18 protein-coding genes, 1 pseudogene and 1 other annotated feature are annotated in these 23379 nt (G+C 44.2%); of the genes and pseudogenes, 6 read left to right on the top strand and 13 right to left on the bottom strand.

The annotated features are described in order from the left end of the window. Positions 1 to 44: 44 nt before the first annotated feature. The 9 genes from H9649_RS11655 to ric form a co-directional block, all read right to left on the bottom strand. Positions 45 to 572: a hemerythrin domain-containing protein gene (locus H9649_RS11655; RefSeq protein ID WP_225229840.1), complete on the bottom strand. Its 528-nt coding sequence runs from the start codon at positions 570 to 572 to the stop codon at positions 45 to 47. A gap of 14 nt (positions 573 to 586) precedes the next feature. Next, positions 587 to 1234 carry a response regulator gene (locus H9649_RS11650; protein ID WP_191695069.1) on the bottom strand — a complete coding sequence of 216 codons (648 nt, stop codon included), beginning with the start codon at positions 1232 to 1234 and terminating at the stop codon, positions 587 to 589. Further along, positions 1231 to 2295 (bottom strand): sensor histidine kinase, encoded by a 1065-nt coding sequence (locus H9649_RS11645; protein WP_191695068.1) that lies wholly within the window; start codon positions 2293 to 2295, stop codon positions 1231 to 1233. The genes H9649_RS11650 and H9649_RS11645 overlap by 4 nt, the downstream gene beginning before the upstream one ends. Continuing rightward, entirely contained in the window at positions 2279 to 2755 is a 477-nt protein-coding gene (locus H9649_RS11640; RefSeq protein WP_191695067.1) for a GAF domain-containing protein, read from the bottom strand. Before H9649_RS11640 ends, H9649_RS11645 begins: the two co-directional genes overlap by 17 nt. Before the next feature lie 24 nt (positions 2756 to 2779). Further along, on the bottom strand, positions 2780 to 3472 hold the full coding sequence (gene narI, locus H9649_RS11635) for a respiratory nitrate reductase subunit gamma (protein ID WP_191695066.1): 693 nt from the start codon (positions 3470 to 3472) through the stop codon (positions 2780 to 2782). Then, positions 3465 to 4034, bottom strand: coding sequence for a nitrate reductase molybdenum cofactor assembly chaperone (narJ, locus tag H9649_RS11630; RefSeq protein ID WP_191695065.1), 570 nt, complete (start codon positions 4032 to 4034; stop codon positions 3465 to 3467). Before narJ ends, narI begins: the two co-directional genes overlap by 8 nt. Continuing rightward, complete coding sequence (gene narH / locus H9649_RS11625) at positions 4027 to 5634, bottom strand: nitrate reductase subunit beta (RefSeq protein ID WP_191695064.1); 1608 nt, start codon at positions 5632 to 5634, stop codon at positions 4027 to 4029. Before narH ends, narJ begins: the two co-directional genes overlap by 8 nt. Next, complete coding sequence (locus tag H9649_RS11620; RefSeq protein ID WP_191695192.1) at positions 5624 to 9295, bottom strand: nitrate reductase subunit alpha; 3672 nt, start codon at positions 9293 to 9295, stop codon at positions 5624 to 5626. The genes narH and H9649_RS11620 overlap by 11 nt, the downstream gene beginning before the upstream one ends. Positions 9296 to 9487: 192 nt before the next feature. After that, positions 9488 to 10186 (bottom strand): iron-sulfur cluster repair di-iron protein, encoded by a 699-nt coding sequence (gene ric / locus H9649_RS11615; RefSeq protein ID WP_191695063.1) that lies wholly within the window; start codon positions 10184 to 10186, stop codon positions 9488 to 9490. 442 nt (positions 10187 to 10628) lie between these two features. Between ric and H9649_RS11610 the strand changes: the two genes are divergently transcribed. The 5 genes and pseudogenes from H9649_RS11610 (at position 10629) to H9649_RS11590 (ending at position 15406) form a co-directional block, all read left to right on the top strand. Further along, positions 10629 to 11645: a LytTR family transcriptional regulator DNA-binding domain-containing protein gene (locus H9649_RS11610; RefSeq protein WP_191695062.1), complete on the top strand. Its 1017-nt coding sequence runs from the start codon at positions 10629 to 10631 to the stop codon at positions 11643 to 11645. A gap of 271 nt (positions 11646 to 11916) precedes the next feature. After that, the gene (locus tag H9649_RS11605) at positions 11917 to 12765 is read left to right on the top strand and encodes an ABC transporter ATP-binding protein (protein WP_191695061.1); all 849 of its coding nucleotides are present in this window, start codon (positions 11917 to 11919) and stop codon (positions 12763 to 12765) included. Then, positions 12762 to 13469, top strand: coding sequence for an ABC transporter permease (locus H9649_RS11600; protein ID WP_191695060.1), 708 nt, complete (start codon positions 12762 to 12764; stop codon positions 13467 to 13469). The genes H9649_RS11605 and H9649_RS11600 overlap by 4 nt, the downstream gene beginning before the upstream one ends. A 97-nt stretch (positions 13470 to 13566) precedes the next feature. Beyond that, positions 13567 to 14655 (top strand): M50 family metallopeptidase, encoded by a 1089-nt coding sequence (locus H9649_RS11595; RefSeq protein WP_191695059.1) that lies wholly within the window; start codon positions 13567 to 13569, stop codon positions 14653 to 14655. Between the two features lie 73 nt (positions 14656 to 14728). Then, positions 14729 to 15406, top strand: a pseudogene (locus H9649_RS11590) (MOSC domain-containing protein). Positions 15407 to 15456: 50 nt separating this feature from the next. Here the strand turns inward: H9649_RS11590 and H9649_RS11585 are convergent. The 4 genes from H9649_RS11585 to H9649_RS11570 all read right to left on the bottom strand — a co-directional run bounded on the left by H9649_RS11585 (position 15457) and on the right by H9649_RS11570 (position 21135). After that, on the bottom strand, positions 15457 to 16494 hold the full coding sequence (locus H9649_RS11585; RefSeq protein ID WP_191695058.1) for a ribonucleotide-diphosphate reductase subunit beta: 1038 nt from the start codon (positions 16492 to 16494) through the stop codon (positions 15457 to 15459). Next, complete coding sequence (locus H9649_RS11580; protein WP_191695057.1) at positions 16464 to 16913, bottom strand: flavodoxin; 450 nt, start codon at positions 16911 to 16913, stop codon at positions 16464 to 16466. Before H9649_RS11580 ends, H9649_RS11585 begins: the two co-directional genes overlap by 31 nt. After that, on the bottom strand, positions 16898 to 19111 hold the full coding sequence (locus tag H9649_RS11575) for a ribonucleoside-diphosphate reductase subunit alpha (RefSeq protein ID WP_191695191.1): 2214 nt from the start codon (positions 19109 to 19111) through the stop codon (positions 16898 to 16900). Before H9649_RS11575 ends, H9649_RS11580 begins: the two co-directional genes overlap by 16 nt. An 854-nt stretch (positions 19112 to 19965) precedes the next feature. Beyond that, a complete protein-coding gene (locus H9649_RS11570; protein WP_191695056.1) occupies positions 19966 to 21135 on the bottom strand; it encodes a DUF3221 domain-containing protein in 1170 nt (389 codons plus the stop codon). A 94-nt stretch (positions 21136 to 21229) separates the two neighbouring features. Next, positions 21230 to 21436: a binding site (T-box leader), on the top strand. A 46-nt stretch (positions 21437 to 21482) separates the two neighbouring features. On the opposite strand from H9649_RS11570, the gene argS reads away from it, so the two are divergent. Beyond that, positions 21483 to 23147 carry an arginine--tRNA ligase gene (gene argS, locus H9649_RS11565; protein ID WP_191695055.1) on the top strand — a complete coding sequence of 555 codons (1665 nt, stop codon included), beginning with the start codon at positions 21483 to 21485 and terminating at the stop codon, positions 23145 to 23147. The last annotated feature ends 232 nt before the right edge of the window (positions 23148 to 23379 follow it).

The following is a 23379-nucleotide window of genomic DNA, read 5'->3' as shown; positions in this document are numbered from 1 at the left end:
CATTTCTGAAAGTAGTAAGTGCATTTCAAGCTGCTTTCAACTTATCAAATGATGGATGTATGGAGTTCTTCAGCCAATTGGTCTTGCTCGGTGATGCGTAATGTATTAATCACCATCGGGAATACAATCGATTGTTCTTTTACGAAATGAATTGTGATCACTTCGAATGCTTCACCCGCATCCTTCACTACATCTGTCATTTGCTGTAATGATAAATCACGCATATCGCCCAGCGTATGATGCAGGAAATGGCCGATGTATGCGTCAATTTCTTCATGCTCTTCCTCGAGTGCCACTATTGGCCCTTGCTCATCACCGATGTATTTGGACAACATCGGAAACAGAATTTCCTCTTCTTTCTCAGTGTGATTCTTAAACGGTTCGATGAAATCCACGATCATTTTACGTAATGTCTTGATCGCTTCTCTCGCCTCTTCCTCCGTATAAATCTCTCGTTCAAATCCAAGTACAATCGTGTGCCATCCGTCCATCAGATAAGACAAATAGTTATGTTCATTTTCTAAAATCCGTAACGCAGGTAAATCGTTTTTGAAAGTATTTGCAGTCGTCAAATTGACACCTCCTGTCAAAAGTTCAAAAATTTCTTGCGTAAAGCATATTCGACAAGCTCAGGCCTGTTTTTCAAATTCAGCTTTTCCATTATTTTAGACTTATGCGCTTCGACAGTCTTTACCGAAATATAAAGCATTTCAGCAATTTCCTTATTGCCATATCCTTTAGCGACAAGCGGTAAAATTTCAATCTCGCGTCGAGATAATATCTTATAAGGATCCGTCTCCATCTCATCAAAGTCTTTTTTGACGAACTGGCGTACAAGTGATGTTGCCATGGAAGGATGGATATATGTACCGCCATCATAAATCGTTCGAATGGCCGTCAGTAATTCTTCATCAGGAGAGTTTTTCAGTACGTAACCTGATGCCCCATTTTTCAACACATGGAACAAATATTCTTCGTCATCATACATCGTCAAAATGACAACTTTCGTCTCAGGGAAATCTTCTTTTATCTTCCCTGTTGCAATCAATCCGCTTTCGCCTGGCGGCATGCTCAAATCCATCAGCAGTATGTCTGGACGGTGTTTTGCAACCATTTCATACGCTTCTAGACCGTCCGCGGCAGTGGCTACGACGTCCATGTCTGCTTGGTAGTTCAAGATGTGCATGAAACCACTTCGAACGACCGCATGATCATCTGCAATTATGATTTTCACAACAACTCTCCTCCTTCACTGACAGGCACATCCAGCAGCACAACAGTCCCTTTTCCAATGTCGGAACGGATTGTTAACTGGCCTTCAACTAGCTCCGTACGCTCTCTCATGCCGTAAACGCCGAGCCCTGTGCCTTGAGGAGTAGTATCCAATTCAAAACCTTTTCCTTCATCCGCAACGATCAAACGAAGAGTGCCCTCTTCTTCGAATAGACGAACGATTACTTCATCAACTCCTGCATATTTCAGTGAATTGAATATAGCTTCCTGACAAATCCGATAAACCACTGTTTCAATCTCTCCACCATACCGTTTCGATTGAAGTTCAGGATGGAAGATGACGACAAAGCCGTAGTTTTTTTCCAACCATTTGAAATGCGTACGGAACGCCGCCTCCAGACCAAGATCGTCCAAAGTTGCAGGCCGCAATTCCACGGATAGATGGCGGATGTCATCGAGCAGACGCATCAATGTGCCTTCCGTTTGTTCCACCTTTTTCAGTACATCTTTTTCCACATTCATATATTTAAGTACACGCAAATCCACTAAAGAACTTAGCATCTCTTGAGCGACACCGTCATGAAGTTCACGTGAAATCCGTTTCCGTTCATTTTCCTGTGCCTTGATGACTTGTTTCATCATCTGTTTCTCGTTCAGCTCTTCCTGTGTCTTGTATTGCACAGTCAAATCGCGAAGCATGAACGCTCTTATGCCCACTTCTGCGTCGATTGTTTGTATGCTTCCTGAATAAGGGATGATGCCCCGACCTGCAGTTTCAAAATACACTTGAAATGAACCAACATTCTTTTCAGGGTCCGACATATAACACGAAACGCATGTCTGCATTTCTTCTGAACTAGTAAACCCTTTACACGTCAGACAAATCGCATCGGTTCTTCCTTGCATCATTTGCTCGTAGACATCTTTACTGACAATCTCTTCAGCCGCCTTGTTCATAGATAGGACTTTTCCGTCTCGGTCGAAGAAGAAGATTGCTTCACCCGAATTGCTATATAATTTCATAAGCAATTCGGTAAGCTGCATATCATTCATCCGATTCATCGGTTACCATCTCCTTATTGTAGAATGGCCCGAAACGGGGTCCTATCTGTTGTTTGAACTCTTCGAACTGCAACGGCGTCAATCCTGACTTTTTACGGTAACCCACTAACAATACACCTTTCACACGGTTATATTTATACAGTGGGATGGCTCCGAAACTTTTCAATCCTTCTGCTATGACGATCGGATAATTGAAATGGTCTGGTCCCATTAGTTCCGATTCCGCATCGCCCACGTACATCGGTTTTCCTGTTTTAAATACAAGACCGGCGACACCTTTGCCGGACTGGAGTTTAATCCGACGATACCTTTCACTGCGATTCCCCGTGACAAATGTCCACTTCAATTCAAATCGTCTTTCGGGTGATTGCACAAGCGCAATCGCAACGTAATCGAAACCAAAGAATTCTTTCAACTGTTCAATCTCGTTCTGAAAATCAAACGTAATCCGCTCTATCATATCTATTTCTCCCTACATGTTCTGTTATTGTTTATGCTTTTTCACAGGTGACCTTCTATACAGAATATAGCTCCTGCCGGCATAATTCAATGGAACGCTCCATACATGCACAAGGCGAGTGAATGGCCACATTGCGAAAATGAGGAAACCAGCCAAAATATGCAGCTTGAATGTCATTGGTACTGCTGCCATATAACCTGCTTCAGGCCTGAAAATGAGAAGAGATCTGAACCACACTGAAATGGAATCCCGATAGTCAAACCCTGGTGTCACATTATTCGTTACAAGAGAAGCATAAACGCCGATAAAAACGATGAACAATAACAACGTGTTAACAATCAAGTCGGATGTAGAGGACAATTTTCTAACATTTCTTTTCGTGAAACGGCGAGAAGTCAAAATGAGCATGCCTGCAAATGTGACAACTCCGAAAAATCCTCCACCCCAAACTGCACCCATATGATACATATGATCACTTACACCCAATGCGCGGGTCCATTCCTTTGGTATTCCAAGACCTGAAATATGGCCAAGAATAACCGGGATGATCCCTACATGGAATAACAGACTACCGATCATTAATTGCTTCTTTTCAATAAATTCACTGGATTTTGCAGTCCAGCCAAATTGGTCATGTCGGTAACGGAAAATATGGCCAACAACGAATACAGCCATGCAGACGTATGGAAAAATGACCCATAGGAATTGGTTAGTCATTTGCAGGAACCTCCCGTTGAATACAAGACTTGAATACTTCCCTCATCCCTTTGATGAGATGGAAATAAGGGCTATCATACTTCTCAAGTGCCTTCATAAGATGGTAGGATCCATCTTCCAGCACCGCAAGCAACATCGACAAACTCTGTTGAGCCCTAGGATCCCCTTTCCATTCCGCAACATAGATGAATTCACACATTAAAGGAAGATAATCAGACAACTCATTATCGGGCATAATAAGCCCGAACATTTCATAAAGCACTTTCAGTTTCGCGAGCATTTGACCGCGTTCACGCGACTCTTCATATTTTACGTATGTCATGAAAAGTGTTGAATCTTTCTGGAAATCGAACGTATTCGTATACAGCTCCTGTATTTCATCGAGGCTGTATGTATGCATCAGATCCCAATAGCGTTTGACATCCTTATAAGCTGGATCGGAAGAGTCGATTGACTCTTCCAATACCAAAGGGTGAAACGTTTCCTTCTCAGGATAGGACAGCTGGTTCGCGAAAAATCCGAAGACACTTTTTTCAGCGTACAGTTGATCCAAGTTAATCACGCCAGATCCCCCCATAGAAGTTTTCTTCATAGATTTGCTTGCCAGTCTTTTCCGGAGTGGCTGTCACGCCACATCCATCACAATCCCCGTTTGAATCATACATAGAGAAGTTGTATGGATCTTTTGCAGGTGCATCACCGTAGTTTCCTCCCATCTGCTCATTGTATCCAGCAGAACCTTGGGAACGGTAAACGTTCATCGTTCCTTCTTTATGAGAAGTTGGAATGACAAAACGATCTTCATATTTTGCAATTGCAAGCAGTCGGTACATCTGTTTCGTCTGATGCGCCGTCAATCCGACGCGCTCTAGCTTACTTTCATCGAATTCCTTTCCGGAAGAAATTGCACGCATATAAGAACGCATCATCGCCATTCGCTGTAGCCCACCTTTCACGGTTTCCGTATCACCCGCTGTAAGCATGTTGGCCAAATATTGAATTGGAATACGCATCTCTTCAATTGCCGGGAAAATCATATCCGGGTTCTTGATAGAGTCTCTGCCTTCAAAATAGTTCATGATCGGGCTTAGTGGTGGCACATACCAGACCATCGGCAATGTGCGATATTCAGGGTGTAACGGGAAAGCTAATTTGTACTCGATTGCCAATTTATAAACAGGCGAGTTTTTCGCCGCTTCCAACCATTCTTCTGAAATACCATCTTTCAAAGCCTGTTCTATAACTTCAGGATCATACGGATCCAAGAACAAATCACATTGTGCTTTGTAGAGATCTTTCGGGTCTGGCGTCGATGCCGCTTCAAGAACACGATCAGCATCATATAATAAAACACCTAAATAACGGATTCTTCCTGTACATGTTTCTGAACAGACTGTTGGCAATCCAGCTTCAACACGCGGGAAACAGAATGTACATTTTTCCGCTTTATTCGTTTTCCAGTTGAAATACACTTTCTTGTAAGGACAACCAGTCATGCAATAACGCCAACCGCGACAAGCTTCTTGGTCAACGAGCACGATACCGTCTTCTTCACGTTTATAAATTGCGCCTGCCGGACACGATGCGACACAGCTCGGGTTCAAACAATGTTCGCAAAGTCTCGGCAAGTACATCATGAATGCTTGTTCGAAATTAAATTTGATTTCATCCTCAATTTTCTCGATGTTCGGGTCTTTCGGTCCTGTAATATGAGCTCCCGCTAACTGATCCTCCCAGTTCGGGCCCCACTCCAAGTCCATATAATCTCCTGAAATGACTGACTTGGCACGGGCTACAGGTGTATGCTCTCTTTCTGGTGCATTCGTCAATTTTTCATAGTCATATGTCCAAGGCTCGTAGAAGTCTTTCATTTCAGGCATATCTGGGTTATAGAAAATTTTCCCTAATGCAATCTTAGATAGTTTTGAACCTGATTTCAGTTCAAGTTTACCGTTACGTAAATGCCAACCGCCTTTATACAGTTCCTGATCTTCCCAACGTTTCGGATACCCGATACCAGGTTTTGTTTCCACGTTGTTAAACCACATATATTCCGCACCTTCACGGTTTGTCCATGTCGTCTTACATGTCACACTACATGTGTGACAACCGATACATTTATCCAAATTCATGACCATTGCAACTTGCGCTTTAATTTTCAAGCCAGTTGACCTCCTTCATCTTGCGGACCGCTACATATTCGTCCCGCTGGTTTCCGATCGGTCCATAATAGTTGAATCCATAACTTAACTGAGCATATCCTCCAACCATTTGTGTCGGTTTCATATGAATACGTGTCGGTGCGTTATGACTTCCTCCACGCTGTTCCGTTATTTCAGAACCCGGTACTTGTATATGCTTATCCTGAGCGTGATACATGAACATTGTCCCTTGCGGCATTCTGTGACTGACAACTGCACGCGCTGTCACGACACCATTACGGTTGTACACTTCAAGCCATGCATTGTCATCGATATCATGTTCTGCTGCATCAAGATCTGAAATCCATACCGTCGGACCACCGCGGAACAATGTCAACATATGTTGATTGTCCTGGTACGTTGAGTGAATGTTCCATTTGCCATGCGGCGTCAAATAGCGCAGTACAAGTGCATCCTCTCCACCAACAACCGGTTTGTCTTTAGGTCCAAGTACCATAGGCGGCAATGTCGGCTTATAAACTGGCAATGATTCACCGAAATCTAGGAAAAGCTCGTGATCGATGTAGAAGTGCTGCCTTCCAGTCAATGTTCGGAACGGAACTAGCCGTTCGATATTCGTTGTAAATGGTGAATATCTGCGGCCCATCTTATTTGAACCACTGAACACAGGTGTCGGAATAACTTCCCTTGGTTGTGCTGTAATACTTGCGAATGTGAACCGCTCTGCTGCACGATCCGCGGAGATGTCCTTCAGTTCAACGCCCGTATCCTTTTCAGCAGCTTCAAACGCGCGTTGTGATACACGACCGTTTGTTGCAGAAGATAATGTCAGCATTGCTTCAGCCGCATTTTTTGCGGTATAAAGCTTTGGTAATCCATCTTTGATCGTCTGATCGAAATAAACCCCGTTAATGCCTTTCATCATTTCATACTCCTCAGCTACGGAGAATGAAACGCCGTGCGCACCCACTTTTCCAGTTGCAAGCAAAGGTCCAAGTGTAATATATTTATCATAGACTTTCGTGAAATCCCGTTCGACAATCGTCATACCTGGCATCGTCTTCCCAGGAATCGCTTCGATTTCACCCTTCTTCCAATCAACAACTTCGCCATACGGCTGGGCAATTTCCTGTATAGAATCATGACCAAGAGGCGTTGTCACCAAGTCCTTATAGACACCTGGCAAATGCTTTTCAGCCATCTCAGAGAATGTCTCCGCTAATGTCCGGAAGATGTTCCAGTCCGATTTGGACTCCCATAATGGGTCTACTGCAGGGTTGAAAGGGTGAACGAATGGATGCATATCTGTAGAAGAAAGATCCACTTTTTCGTACCAAGTTGCTGCTGGCAATACGATATCCGCATACAACGGTGTTGCAGTCATACGGAAGTCAAGCGCAACGAGTAAATCCAACTTCCCTTCCACTTCATCCCGCCAAACAATCTCTTCAGGTTTCATATCCTCGTTCGGTTGCGCTAATAGACCCGATGATGCGCCGAACAGATGCTTCATGAAATACTCTTGCCCTTTCGCAGAACTCGACACGAGATTTGAACGCCAGACGAACAGTGATCTCGGGAAGTTTTCCGGTGCATCCGGGTCTTCGATAGCAAAATTCAACTTACCTGTTTTCAACTGATCGACTGTGTAATCGACAATTTCCTGTGTCGTCGTATGGCCTGCTTGCGCCGCTTGTTCCGTCAATTTCAAACTGTTCATGTTGAATTGCGGATACGATGGCAACCATCCAAGTCTCGCAGCTAAGACGTTATAGTCAGCTGGGTGTTCATAACGCGTTTTATTCCCAAGTGGAGAAGTTAGTGAGCCTGTGCCTGCTTCTTCGTATTTCCATTGATCTGTTGCGAAATAGAAGAACGATGTGCCGTTTTGCAAGCGTGGAGGTGCTTGCCAATCTCTTGCGAAGGCAATTGTGCTCCATCCTTCGATTGGTCGGCATTTTTCTTGTCCGACGTAATGCGCCCAGCCACCACCGTTTTTCCCTTGAGAAGCGGTCAACGTGACGAGATTCAAAATCGCTCGGTAAATCGTATCACTGTTAAACCAGTGGTTAATGCCTGCACCCATGATAATCATGGAGCGGCCACCCGTATCGATGGAGTTCTGCGCAAATTCGCGTGCAATCTGTGTCACCAGTTCCGGTTTGACGGTCGTGATTTTCTCTTGCCAAGCAGGTGTATAAAGTGACTCAGCATCGTCATAGCCTTTTGCATCCCATTTACTGTTTGAACGATTGACACCGTATTGGCTCATCATGACGTCATAAACCGTTGTGACAAGTTTTTCCGTACCATCTGCCAATGTAATTTTTTTCGCAGGAATCGCACGTGTAAATGTTCCATTCGCTTTGTTGTCAAAGAACGGGAACTGGATTTCCATCCATTCTGCACCGTGGTCGACGACTGTCATAGCCGGCTTAACTTTAGTGCCATCTTCGTTTTCAAGGATCAGATTCCAATCCGCTTCAGTTTCCCAGCGCTGCCCCATCGTTCCATTTGGCACGATAATTTCATTTGTCGCTTCGTCGATGATAACCGGCTTCCATTCAGCATGTTCGCTTGCTTGACCTAAGTCACTTGCACGCAAGAACCTGCCCGCTTTGAGGGAATCACCATGTTGCTCGAGTGCCAGTAAGAATGGCATATCTGTAAATTGCTTCGCATAGTCGATAAACATCGGTTCTTTGCGCTGTTCGTAGAACTCTTCCAAAATGACATGTGTCATCGCCTGTGCTAGTGCAGCATCTGAACCAGGATGTGGGGCTATCCAGTCATCCGCATGCACGACACTTTCCGCATAATCGGGCGCGACGGATACTGTTTTCGTACCTTTATAACGAACTTCTGTCATGAAGTGAGCATCCGGCGTTCGTGTCAATGGCACATTCGAGCCCCACATGATAATATAGCCGGCGTTGAACCAGTCGCTCGATTCAGGAACGTCTGTCTGTTCACCCCAAATTTGCGGTGAGGATGGCGGAAGATCCGCATACCAGTCATAGAAACTGAGCATTTCTCCACCAAGCAATGAAAGGAAACGCGCTCCTGATGCATAGCTGACCATAGACATAGCCGGGATCGGGGTAAACCCTGCAATGCGGTCCGGTCCAAACTTCTGAATCGTATAAATCAATTGTGCAGCGATCAAAATCTTAGCGTCTCTCCAATGAATTCGGACATGACCACCTTTACCGCGCGCTTTCTTATAGTCGTTCGATTTTACAGGATCCTCCACAATACTAGTCCAAGCTTTAATAGGATCTTTGTGTTCTAACAGGGCTTGACTCCACATGCGCCACAATTTCCCTCGTATGTATGGATATTTAACCCGTAACGGGCTATATTCATACCATGAAAATGATGCTCCACGAGGGCATCCCCTTGGTTCGAACTCAGGCATCTCAGGTCCGCAAGATGGATAGTCAATCTGCTGATTCTCCCATGTGATGATGCCGTTTTTAACAAATACTTTCCAGCTACATGAACCCGTACAGTTGACACCATGCGTCGTACGGACGACCTTATCATGTGACCAACGTTGACGGTACATGTTTTCCCAGTCTCTGCTCTTTTCTTCAAGAACCGACCAATTTCCAGAATAACGTTCGACAGGCTTGAAATACTTCATGCTAAATTTGTTCATAGACATTGAATTTATTCACTCCTTTATGAGAGTTACGTACAAATTAAGGCGGTAGCCATAAATATACTAACCTTGTACCCTATATACTAGAGATTAATCAGAATAATTCCATAAGGGATTTCCCTATATCGGATTATGTAGTCCCTTATATAGAAAAAAGTCACCACTGTGGCGACTTTTTTCTAATTCTAGTTAGATCGCTTGTCGAATCCGATCGAATAGAATATTATTTTCTAGATGAACATGTTCAAATGTCTCTTTTTCAAGTTGCTCCAGTCTTGCATAAACAAGACGATACGTACCACAAGCTCCTTCCGGTGGTGTAAAGTTATTAGTGATTTCCCTAAGTTCATGTAACAGCCGTCCTGCATTGTCATGTTCCGTCTCAAGTTCAAATACATGAGGCTTCAACGTCTCTTTCAATCCCGGTGTCGGGTCCGCCAGGAATTGAAGGATCATAGGAAACACATTTGTATCTTCATCATTCGTATGATCAAGCAATTCCGCACGCAATGTTTTGAAAATCTCTTGTACGCGCAATAAATGAGGATGATTCTCGCCATGAACTCGCGCCACTTTTGTAATATAAGGTGCAAGCAATGGCAACTCCTCGCGCAAACCGGCATGGTATTTCTCTTGGATGTAAGCTATCAACGTCTTTTCGCCGAATTCCGAAGGCTCCAGACTTTCCCTCGATTCACGCTTCTCCTCTATTGAATGGATATCTTTCAACACTTCTTTTACATCCAGACTGCGCTGTTCCGCAGCTTCCTTCAATGAAACCTTCCCTCCACAACAATAATCGATACGAAGATTCCTGAACAAATCCGCACTTTGCGGTAATGCCGTGACGATATCAGAGACTTGTGTGTTAATAGTAAACTGAGTCATCCTGAATTCCTCCTTGGTTTTCTTCTCATTTTAACCGTATGGAGCATGTATAAGGGTTTCACCTATATACATGCTTTCCATTACATCATAATGGAAAGAGTTCATGCGTATTGTGATATATATCACAGATAAGCCGGATGTCATCAATTGTTCATAAGTCTGAAGCGTCACGGAGGGATGCGGCGAGCGGGTATCACCGACTCTCGGGCGCTTATCACCGACTTGACGCCACTTATCACCGACTCGCGGGGAGTTATCACCGACTCGCGGGGCCTTATCACCGACTCTCAGGGAGTTATCACCGACTCTCGTAAATATCCCTCTTTTCCGCCAAGTATCGCCAAGCCCCTGCAAGTCGGGAACCTATTTCCAAATCCCGTAGTTTTTCATTCTTCTGTATACTAGAATGGGAGTATACACTTCACAGAAAAGAGGACGCTATATGTCACTTCAATTTATCAATGCAGAAAAACGGATTCATGATACAGTCATTTTCTCTTCCTTTGATTTATCAATAACCGGTGGAAAAATCGTCGCAATCTATTCAAGTGTGAATGTAAGGGAACAACTCATAAATCTATTACTCGGAAAAACAATCCTCTCCCATGGTGAGCTTCGTATGAAGGAAAATGGTAAACAGCAAATCGGCTACTTCTTTTTGCACGACGGCTTATACGAACGTCTATCAATAGAAGATATGCTGAAATTCACGAAGCGGTTATACGATTCTACGATGTCTGTCAATGATGCACTCGTAACCGTCCAATTGGATGCAAAACGGAGTGTCAAAACAAAGAATCTTTCCTATTCAGAGAAGAAGAGGGTTCAACTCGCCTGCCTTCTAATGCAAGAGACGTCCATTTACATATTTGAAGAACCTGATCAGAATATTGACTTAGAATCAAAAAGGATTCTATTGGGCATTTTCCAGCAACTTAAACAGCAGAATAATAGTGTTTTCATATTGACGGGTAATCTCGAAAGTGCCATTACAGCAGCAGACGAGGTATTTCGATTAGATGAAAATGGATTGCATCCAATTCATACATCTTCAGATGCTGAAGTGGATGCCTCATCTGAAAGTGAGGAATCAATAAATACAGCAGAATCAGTTCTTCCAGTTCGCTTTGAAAAGATTCCAACGAAGGTGAATGAGAAGATTGTGCTGTTTGACCCTCCAGAAATTGACTACGTTGAAAGCAATGAAGGACAATCCTTTTTACATATTCAAGGAGAATCTTTCCCATCCACGTCTACATTAAATGATCTTGAAGCACGCTTGTTGCCTTTCGGTTTCTTCCGATGCCATCGTTCTTACATCGTTAATTTGCAAAAGGTGCGGGAAGTCATCACTTGGACTCGAAATAGCTATAGTCTTGTTTTAGATAACAAAGACAAGTCGACAATTCCTCTATCGAAGTCGAAAATGGTGGAACTGAAGGACATGCTAGGGCTATAAGTTTGTGGAATAATGTATTATTTCCTCGGAAATAAAATGAACGTGCACAGCAGGTCAATACTGTATGTTCTCTCTGCGGAAGAAAAGAACTCTCTATAGCAGAGGAAACGCGATTTCCTGTACATTTAATAACTTCTCTGCCATTCATTCAACCTAAGTTCTGCTCCATTCATCCAATCCAATCCTCTTTTCATCGGGATTATAATGCACTATTGTCCTTTCTTCTTTAATCTATGGTTAGAAAACAAATTACAAATCCAGGAGGATGGAAATGAACAATATTATTGAAGTGAGTGGATTAGCAAAAGTTTTCGGCAATGAGAAGGCGCTTGAAAGCGTAGACTTTCATGTTAAAAGAGGCGAAATATTCGGTTTTCTCGGTCCGAGTGGATCAGGAAAAACGTCTACTATTAAAATACTGACTGGCCAGTTGACACCAACGAGCGGAAAGGCAACCGTTTTCGACGAATCTGTCTCCCAAATGAAGAAATCTGAATTCAGAAGACGTTTTGGTGTACTGACAGACAACAGCGGATTATATGGAAGATTGTCGATTCAGGACAATCTCAAACTCTATTGCGAATTATATGATGTACCCGTGTCCAAAATTGACGAAGTGCTCGACGTCGTGAATTTACGTGAAGACAAATCGAAAAGGGTTTCTACTTTATCAAAAGGGATGATGCAACGGGTCACACTTGCGAGAGCACTTCTCCATGAACCAGAACTACTTTTCCTGGATGAACCGACATCTGCACTCGATCCGATGAATTCCCTTCACATCCATGAAGGATTGCGTGCACTCAATGCCAAAGGAACAACGATTTTCCTGACAACACATGACATGCAAGAAGCAGATGCGTTATGTGACCGAATCGCCTTTTTAAATCAAGGTAGCATCCAACTGCTGGATAAGCCCGATAAACTGAAGAAAAGGTACTCCGATTCAACAATTACTGTCGAGTTACTAAATGAAGAGAAAGTTGTCCTGCCCGCCGGAGCTGAAGGTGCACAGCAACTCTTCGACTATATGAATAATAATCAAGTTGTAACGATCCATTCAAACGAACCAACGCTCGGACAAATATTTGTAAAAGTGACAGGGAGGAAATTGGCATGAATGTATCATTAAAACGTATGAATGCAATATTCCAGAAGGATTTGAAGGATTTTTCACGGAATTGGGCTGTGTCATCAGTCATTTTAATGCCGATTATATTAGGTGCCCTTTTTGGACGTACAGGCGTTCAAGATCTCAGTAGCCATTATTTACTCATTAATTTGGCCATGGCGATGGTCGCAATGTTTGTCCAGTGCTGTTTGATTGCAGAAGAAAAAGAAAAGAACACGTTACGTGGCCTCATGTTATCACCAGCCAGTTCGACTGAAATTATTGGCGGAAAGAGTTTGCTGTCTCTCATCTTTACAATCATCGTCATTTATGTGACGGCTATGTTGGCAGATTATCGGCCTGCCAATTTCGGTGTTGTCGCAGCGGCCATTATTCTATCAACACTTTTCTACATCTCGCTCGGAACTATTCTTGGTCTGTTCTCTAAATCTGTCATGGAAGCTTCCCTTGTTGTCATGCCTGTTATCATGGTCTTTTCAGTCGGATCCTTCATTACAAATTTCGTGGACAGTTATCCAATTCTGAAGGTCGCTTTGTATTTACCGAATATCCAGCTGATCGAATTGGCTACTAAAGTGGAAGCCGGTGGCGGTTTTGGTGACGTACTTGTTGAACTCGCAATTATAACCGGATGGGTCGTTGCATCATTTATCGTGACGGTTTATCTATACCGTAGAAAGATGGTGGATTAACGTGAAAGAAATTGTAAAAATCTTAGTCGCTTTCGTTCTAGCAGTTATCGTCGTTTTCATTTTCAAATCCTTTTTCAACTAAATTGAGGTGTTCATTTTGAAGAATCTTTTATCATTCATACTTGGAGGATCTATCGGGTTCTCAGCTGTCCTATATTTCGTCTTTTTTCCGGAACCATGGTCTATAAGGTCAGCGCTCATCATTGTAGCAAGTATTATTGCGAGCCTGTTGCTCTGCATTTTATTGCACGAATGTGGACACTTTCTCATCGGCCTCACGCAAGGGATGCAATTACTCAATCTGAGTGTCGGACCTTTCGTCATCGAACGGCATGAAGGCAAGTTCCATTTTCACAATGTCTCGTCCGCACTAGGTTACTTAGGTAGAGCAATGATGGTATTTCCAGATCGACTAGATGAAAAACGGATGCGGCGCAAACTGATTCGTTATATTTACGGGGGCCCTATGACAAACATTGTCCTAGGTGCCCTATCCCTTGTTCTTGCATTCACTGTAGTACATAACCCCTTCTTTCTCATTTTTGGTCTGTTAAATTTCCTACTAGGCTTCATGAACTTGAAACCTGCGATGGCAGGAAGTGTGATGACTGATGGACTAGTCATCCAAAAGTTAAAATCCGAAAAGCCTGCAGATTACGCTGTCCTGCTGACCGGTTATGTCATGCTGACGGAAGGGCTGAAAACGGAAGACGTGAAAAAGTGGTCCCTTGCATTGATTGAGAATTTAGAGGAATTAGTGTCGTCAGAGGATCCGATGAGCAAAGTCTACTTGCAAACAATCAGTTATCGCTATTTGCCGAATAAACATAAGGACTTATTGACTCTTGCAGCACCTATTGCCTTCAATAAACACATTGAGAAACCCGATTACTACACGGATATCGCCGATATTACGTATGCTACTACTCTCTATTTCGGAAATGAAATATCGGATTATCCTGAAATAGAAATGCACCTTCAAAGAATCAGCAAGTTGGATGGAATTATTGATTTGAAACGAAAAGCACTTCTTTCTTATGTAAAGGGAGATACGACCAAAACAATTCAGTTTTTACAAGAAGCAAAGAATGCACTTGGCGTTTGGCATCCCCTGTACTTGCGCGGAGAAATGGAAAAACGACTCATCGATACTATGATTGAAGCAGTGGAAAACCCAATCTCCTGATGAATGCTATGATAGATTATAAGACATCGGATGGAAATTCATCCAACCAAATGAAGACCATCGAGGTGAGTAAATGATTGAGATCTTATCATTAAATGTCGGGAAACCGAAAACCATGCAATTTGGCAAAAAGGAAGTAGAGACCGGATTCCATAAATCCCCTACTTCCGACACACTTTTCCTTTCCTCTATTAACTTCGAAGGTGACGGTCAAGGTGATCTCGTTCATCATGGCGGTGTGGAGAAAGCAGTCTGCGTCTATCCGTCTGAGCATTATTCGTTTTGGGAGAATGAATTGAAGAGACCCTTATCTTACGGGTCATTCGGAGAAAATTTGTCGTTGCGTGGATTGACAGAAGAAGCAGTCTGTATCGGGGATACATTCAAAATCGGCGAAGCAGTTGTTCAAGTGAGCCAGCCATGACAGCCCTGTTTCAAACTCTCCCTCGTCCATGAACTGAAACAGCTGCCGGTTATCATGCAGGATACCGGCTATACAGGGTTTTACTTCAGAGTGTTGCAAGAAGGAATGGTTTCGGCTAAAGATTCATTAGTTCGGATTTCGCGGCCAGAACTCGCCATTTCAGCTACTGAAGCGAATCGACTTATGCATCATGACAAAGATGACTTTGCAGGTATTCAACGCATTCTATCTGTAAAAGAACTGTCTACTAGCTGGCGGAAATCATTCCAGAAACGGCTGGACGGACAGGATATCGACACGACTGAAAGATTGACAGGCAATAAATGAATAGGAAAAAGCGGAGGAGCCATTATCGCCCTCCGCTTTTTCGTGTTCATTCACAAATCATCAAAGCCATTCAAATCACTTGTCTTCACATATTGTCTAGACGTCTGTTCAAAGAAGTCTGTCTTCGTATCGTCGAAACTGTCAACATATGCGCGAATCCATTTCATCGGATTGTCCGTGAATTCCGGATAGATTTCACTTAATCCAAGCATCCGCAGCATTTTATTGGCTCGATATTTGACGTAACCCGCCATTTCTTCAAGATCGATACCTTCAATACCATCAAGAACATAGTTACTCCAGATGATTTCCTGCTCCACCGAATGGCGGAACTGGTCGTAAATCCATTCTGTGAATTCCTCTGTGTTTTGCTCAGGGTTTTCAGCAAGTGTCGCACGGAAAATGTCGCTAATTGCTTTACCGTGTTGCAGTTCGTCACGGTTGATATATGAAATCATCGTCGAAGTTCCGACCATTTTCTGATGGCGTGCAAGGTTATAGAAGAATGCAAATCCACTATAGAAAAACAGGCCTTCGAGCAACGTCGTGTAAACCATTGACTTCAAAACTGTCTCGATTGTCGGGTTTTCTGCAAACTCGTTGTAAATATCGACAATGCGCTCATTACGCTTCATCAATATTTCATCGCTGCGCCCCATTTCAAATGATGACATTTGCTTATCGAGCGTTGTAACGGATGAAAGAACGTATGCGTAACTGTGATTATGCTCGCTTTCCTGATCCGCGATTGTAGCCATAATGGACTTCACGGAAGGATCTGATGCGAAATCTGCAATTTTCATCGCAATAACGGTTTGAGGACCGTCCAGAGTGGCAAGCAGACCGATAATTTTAAGGAATGCCTCCTGCTCAACTTTCGACAAACTGCCAAATTGCTTGACGTCTTGTGTCATATCGACTTCATTTGCCGTCCAAAATAGCGAACGGATTCGCTGTCTTAATGTATAGAAATGTGGATGCGCAAGATCGTTCCAATTCAGGATTCCACTTGCTTTCCCACCGAATATCGCCGTAGATTTGTTTGGATGTACCGGGTTCAGTACTTTAACGCGTGTAAGTGTTTCCAATGTTGTAAAACTCCTTTCGACCAGTCGATCACGGTCTTTTCTTGTGTGCCACGCGGGCTTTGCTCAATTTTTAGTGGTTCAATGCGCGATTCGTAAAACTTCGCAAGCTTCACTGCGGCATTGCAAAAGAGCTCATCTCCGCCAAACTGCGTGTCACCTGTACCGAAAACATAGACATTGTCCGGTTTGTATCCGACATCTGCTACGAAATCTTTCACTTCATGAGGTGTTGCTCCTTTATCCCACGTGAAGGAGCCGATGATCATCGCATCGAACTGACGGGGATCCGGCATAGGATCCAATCCGATTCGATGCGCTGTCACATCCATCCCTTCCCTCAATATCGTCTCTTCAACAAGTTCTGCCACTTCTTGCGTATTGCCGCTCCACGTTGCATACGCAATTAGGAATGACACCATTCGCACTCCTCAATTTCAGAAGCCGTCGAACGTGTATAATACGTTGTCTTCATCCCTGACTTCCATGCTTGCACATGCAGATCAAGCAAGACAGATGCACGAATATTGTTCGGCACATACACGTTGAACGAAATCGATTGGTCAATATGACGTTGTCTAGCGGCATTCTGCTTGATGGACCAACGTTGGTCGACAATATATGCGGAGCGGCGGTATACATCATACGTGTTGTGATCTAGATCAGGTGCAATGACCGGCAACTTATAGTCTTTCTTTTCTTCATGGTAAAACGGTTTGAAAATCGGGTCGATTGAAGCTGTCGAACCTGCAATAACTGATGTCGAGCTATTTGGCGCAACAGCCATCAAGTAACCGTTTCGGATTCCGTTTGCTGCTACTTCAGCGCGTAGTTCCTGCCACTCTGCTGATTGATAATCGCGACGTTCGAAATACGAACCAGTATGCCAATCAGAACCTTCGAACAACGGATACGCACCTTTTTCAGTCGCTAGTTCCATTGAAGCTTTAATTGTTAAGAAAGCAATTTTTTCATAGAGCTCGTCCGCAAACTGAACCGCTTCATCGGACTCCCACTGAATATTTTTCAACGCAAGTAAATGGTGCCAACCGAATGTCCCAAGTCCAATTCCGCGATAACGGGAATTTGTCCGTTGCGCCTGGACGACCGGAATTTTATTCAAATCGATAACATTATCAAGCATGCGTACTTGGATTGTGATCAATCTTTCAAGTACATCAGCTGTTACAGCACGTCCAAGGTTCACGGATGATAAGTTACAAACGACGAAATCACCTGGTTTTGAACGTGTTACAACGATATCGTCTTCAAGCGTGACCGATTCAAATTGTGTCGGACTCATGTTTTGCATAATTTCCGAACAAAGGTTACTTGAATAGACCATACCCTCGTGCTTATTCGGGTTCGCACGGTTCACTTCATCACGGTAGAACATGAACGGTGTACCCGTTTCAAGCTGACTCCGCAATACACGTTTCATAATTTCAATCGCTGGAACCGTGTCTTTCGTCAATTCAGGATGATTGACACATTCTTCGTATTTCTCTCTGAAGCTGCCTTGACCTTTTGTTTCATCATAGAAGTCTTCAAGCGAATACCCCATCACTGTACGCACTTCATGCGGGTCGAATAAATGCCAGTCGCCTCGCGCTTCCACTTGTTCCATGAAAATGTCCGGCATGCAAAGGCCTGTGAAAATATCGTGTGCGCGCAGACGATCATCACCGTTATTCAGTTTGAGATCTAGGAACGTAAAAATATCTTTATGCCATACGTCAAGATAGACCGCAATTGCACCTTGGCGTTGGCCAAGCTGGTCTACACTTACCGCTGTATTGTTAAGTTGCTTAATCCAAGGTAGAACACCACTGGACGCACCTTTGAATCCTCTAATTGAAGAGCCACGTGAACGTACTTTACCCATGTAAACGCCGATGCCGCCGCCATATTTCGACAAGTTCGCAACGTCCGTGTTGCTGTCATAAATGCCTTGAAGGGAATCATCGACTGTATCAATGAAACAGCTTGAAAGCTGGCCATGTGGCTTACCTGCATTCGATAACGTCGGTGTTGCAACAGTCATATACAGGTTACTCATCGCCCAATAAGCTTCTGCAACTTTCCCAAGACGGTTGTCTGTTTCGTTTTGCATAAGTGTCATCGCAATGATCATCCAGCGTTCTTGCGGCAATTCGACAGACGTCTTGTCATAATCGACAGCTACGTATCTGTCCACGAGCGTTTTAAGTCCGATATATGTAAATAACTTGTCCCGCTCAGGTTCCAAATAGCCTCCGAGAGCTACTAACTCCTCCTGGGAATACTTTTCTGTCAAAACAGGTGTATATAAGCCTTTTTGAACGAGTTTCTCCACATTTTCCGCAAAATCCGTATACGGTTTTACGCCTCTGATCTGTTCCTGTCTTGCATACACATCAGCTAAGTAAATACGCGCTGCCACAAACGTCCAATAAGAAGAGGCTTCATCGATATTGCTAAGGGATTCCAGAACCATCGCCTTTGACCATTCAGTTATGCTTGCTTGCGGATGACGCTCTTTCCAGCGGTCACTCGCCGCGACCAATGCTGCGATTTTCTCCGTTCCATATTCCGCCTGTAGCTTGTTCAGAAGATCTGCTCCGTCTGTTCTTTCACGCATGATTGTCAATATAATCTCGCTCCTTCTACTATGAATATCCGGTTGGGCCGGGTAATTAATACAGTTGAATTGTTGTTTGTATAGCTCCGCTCATCAGATTTCGCATCAAACCGATAACAGCAGCACTTTATCGTCAAACACTATATATAGTGTTGATTTATCTTCTAATACCCTAACATGTTGTGTTGTAAGCGTAAATAGGTAAAAAGTTTTCCATGATTTTTATACCTTCATAGAGGTGATAGGTCTTTACATGTAGATGATTAATATAAAAATTAAAGAGGAGATTGCAAGAGATGCGACAGCATCCGAGGATGTAGCGGAAATGATGATTTTATGTCAGCATTTTTATTGATCTATAGAAAATATCGAATATGCATGAAATCAGTAAGATACGTGTCGAAGAATTTATTTCATCTCCAGCGGCAAACTTGATCAATGCAATTTTTAAAGTCGACCTGAACTATTTTATCACTTTCTCATAGAAATGAGTAACGGTTTGATTGGTAAACTAGAATGTGAAAAAAATGTCGAAGTAGACGAGATAATGCGCAAAGTACTACAGCGTACGTAAATTTAAATTGATTACTACCGACTTTCGAAGGTTTACCACCCCCTTGATCCGTTTTACCACTGACTCACAGTTTTTCACGGTCGCACTTTGTCCTATCACCGCTCGACGGAGGTCTATCACCGCTTGTTCACCCTCTATCACCGCTTAAACAAGTTTTATCACCGCTCAACCGTATTCTATCACCGCTTAACGCATATCTATCACCGCTTGCCCATTTATTAGGTTAAATAATTGCTAGTAAAACAAAAAGCAGCCACCCCTTCAACAGGAGCGGCTGCCTCTAGCGATCTTCAACTTCAAAACTCACGTCTTCCCGATCTTGCAGCACATTAAAAATCCATACATTCTTCTTCGTATCATAGGAAATTCTTTGGATCAGCATGATATCCAGCGGGGATTTCTCGTACGCATCGAGCGCTTTCACGACGGCTTCCGATTCGGACAGCATGGCACCTGCCGGTTTGTAATCGGGCAGCACTTCAACAAATTTCGCGCTCCCTTGCCCAGGGTACGATTCGAGAATCATCCCCGTCGATTCGACTCTTACCCGCATGCCGACTTTCAGCTCTCTCGCTTCAGGGAAGCTATAATAAATGGCGTCTTCCGTTCCGCCCGCGACAAATATCTGCCCTTCTTTAATCGAGAGGAGGAATCCGCCTTCTTCAACGGGTGTTTCTGTATACGTTTCATCCGCCCAAATGATGCTCGGCTCCCCCGGTTCCGCGACCATGTTCCCTTCCTGTGTAAAGACGAATCTATGATCAAGAAACTTTGCCTCGAGCTCTTTCTGCTGCTCGGACTTCAGGAAGTCATGGCCGATTTCGATATCGCCCGTAATCGTATTGACGGATAAAGAGAACGATCCCCTGCCCTGGTCCATCTCTTTCAACACTTCCGCTACATCCTCCTGCAAAGCATACAATTCCTTTTGCGTATGAAGGCTACGGTAAATATAGATCGGCTCTGCCAAGATTTCCCCTGCATCCACTTTCGGCTGCAATACATCCAACAACTGCTGCAAGCGCTCGTCCGGCTCCTTCACTCCGATCCACACGCCGGACTGCTCGGCACCGTCAAATTGGTTTTCCAAAAAGAGGACACCTTCCCCGTCAAAATTGCCGTATACGTTTTCAACCGCCTCAAGGGCGACGGGGCCTTCAATCGCTTGTATAGCCAAGTTTTCCGCCAGTTCAGGCGTCGGCTCTCCCCACACGCCATCCTTGTATTCAGGCATCTCCTTCTGCTCCTCCGCTTTTTTCTCCCGGGCAGACGATTCCTTGACGGTCTGCTTCAGCTCCGCAATGATTTCCCGCCCGCTCACTTCTTTTATCGTCTTCCAGCCATGATCGTCAACGATCGCACTGCCGCGCAATGCATCGGGACTCCCTGCCCCGCATCCGCCCAATAGAAATGCTACACCAAGCATTGTCAAAGCAACTCTATTTTTCATGTCACGACCTCCTCTGTGGACTTAGACGGACGAGTTATCGGAAAGTTACATTATCGCCCATTGACACCAGCTCTCCGGTTCGGTATAGTCAACTACAATATCGATGATGAAGAGAGTAATGATCTGTTAATTCCAAAGCGAGCCGGGGGTGGTGGGAGCCTGGTGAATGGAGATTGTGAAACGCACTTCGAAGATGCTTGTCCGAATCCAGTAGGAGAAGCCGGTGTCTCACCGTTAGGAGAAAGGGGCCTGTTAAACGGGCAATTTGAGTGGTACCGCGGAATAAGCTTTCGTCTCATTATATAGAGATGAAGGCTTTTTATTATGCCGAAAAAGGGGTTTGGGAAATGAAAAAAGAGATTCTGCAAGTTTTACAAAATGTTAGTCCGATCCAGCTGGAGGAGCATGCACTCGAGCGTCCAGCGTATGCGCATCTCGGTGATTTTGCTTTGCCGTGTTTCCAGTTTGCAAAAGTGCTGCGGAAGTCGCCTGCGATCATTGCGGAAGAAATCGCTGCTTCCATTAAACATCCTTCCATCCGTAAAGCCGAAGCTGTCAATGGGTATGTGAACATCTTCCTCGATCGCACACGTATTACAAGTGAGATTCTACATGCGGTTGTCGAACAAGGCGCGACGTACGGTTCTTCAAATGAAGGCAAAGATGGTGTTGTGACAATCGATCTGTCTTCGCCGAATATCGCAAAGCCGTTTTCCATGGGGCATTTACGATCCACGGTCATCGGGAACTCCATTGCTTTATTAATGGAGAAAAGCGGTTTTAAAGCTGTGAAAATTAACTATATCGGTGACTGGGGCACGCAATTTGGGAAGTTGCTTACAGCGTACCGGAAATGGGGCACTGAGGAAGACGTCCGCAAAGCGCCGATAGAGACACTATTGACGTTATACATCCGTTTCCATGAAGAAGCGGAACAGGATCCTTCACTTAATGACGAAGGTCGAGCTGCATTTAAAGCACTGGAAGATGGCGATGCAGATGCGCTTGCGTTGTGGAAATGGTTCAAAGAGGAATCACTGAGTGAGTTTCAGCGGATTTACGACTTGCTCGGAGTAGAGTTCGACTCGTATAACGGTGAAGCGTATTACAACGATAAAATGGAGCCGGTCGTACAAGAGCTTGAGGAGAAAAGGCTACTCGTTGAATCAGATGGCGCCCAAGTCGTCGATCTCGGTGAAGCAATCCCACCTTGCCTCATTAGAAAATCCGACGGCGCTACGTTATATGCGACGCGCGATCTTACCGCCGCGATGGACCGCAAGAACACTTATGACTTCGTGAAATCGATCTACGTTGTCGGGAATGAACAAAGCCTCCATTTCACACAAGTGAAGCAAGTGCTCAATAAAATGGGCTACGCCTGGTCTGATGATATGCATCACGTTCCGTTCGGACTCATTTTGCAAGACGGCAAGAAGATGTCGACGCGCAAAGGGAAAATCGTGTTGCTTGAGCAAGTGTTGACAGAAGCGATTGACCTTGCACATCGGAATATTGCAGAGAAAAATCCGACACTTGCCAATCAAAAAGAAGTTGCTGAAGCCGTCGGTGTTGGAGCCATTTTATTCAGCGACCTCAAACAGCATCGCAAGCATGATATCGAATTCAACTTGGAAACGATGCTGCAAGTGGAAGGTGAAACGGGTCCTTACATTCAATATACGAACGCGCGGGCGCACTCTGTGTTGCGAAAAGCCGGTGAGGTAAGTGCTTTTGTTGTTAATGAAGTGAATGACTTCGAATGGGAAACAATCAAGTTGCTTGAGCAATTCCCACAAGCGGTGAAGCGCGCCACAGAGGAACTCGATCCATCTGTCATCGCCAAATACGCAGTCGACCTTGCACAAGCGTTCAATTCATTTTACGGGAACGTGAAAGTGCTGACGGATGCTGCACATTTATCCTATCGTGCAGCGCTTATCCAAAGCGTTTCCATTGTTTTGACGGAATCGATGCGATTGCTCGGCATGAAAGCACCTGAGGAAATGTAAAAAGATCGTCCCACCATTATCGGCGGGACGATCTTTTTTTGGGATATCCAATGTAATACTACGTTTCGATACGAACCGTCTACTTTTCGTTGCGACCGGGCTACGTTTCGATACGACCCGTCTACTTTTCGTTGCGACCGGGCTACGTTTCGATACGAACCGACTACTTTTCGTTGCGACCGGGTTACGTTTCGATACGACCGCTACTTTTCGTTGCGGCCGAGTTACGTTT

It is taken from the genome of Sporosarcina quadrami, from assembly GCF_014836615.1.
In the GTDB taxonomy this organism is placed as follows: Bacteria; Bacillota; Bacilli; order Bacillales_A; family Planococcaceae; genus Sporosarcina; species Sporosarcina quadrami.
Note: the sequence above shows the minus strand (reverse complement) of the source record. Positions and strands in the feature narration are given on the sequence as shown.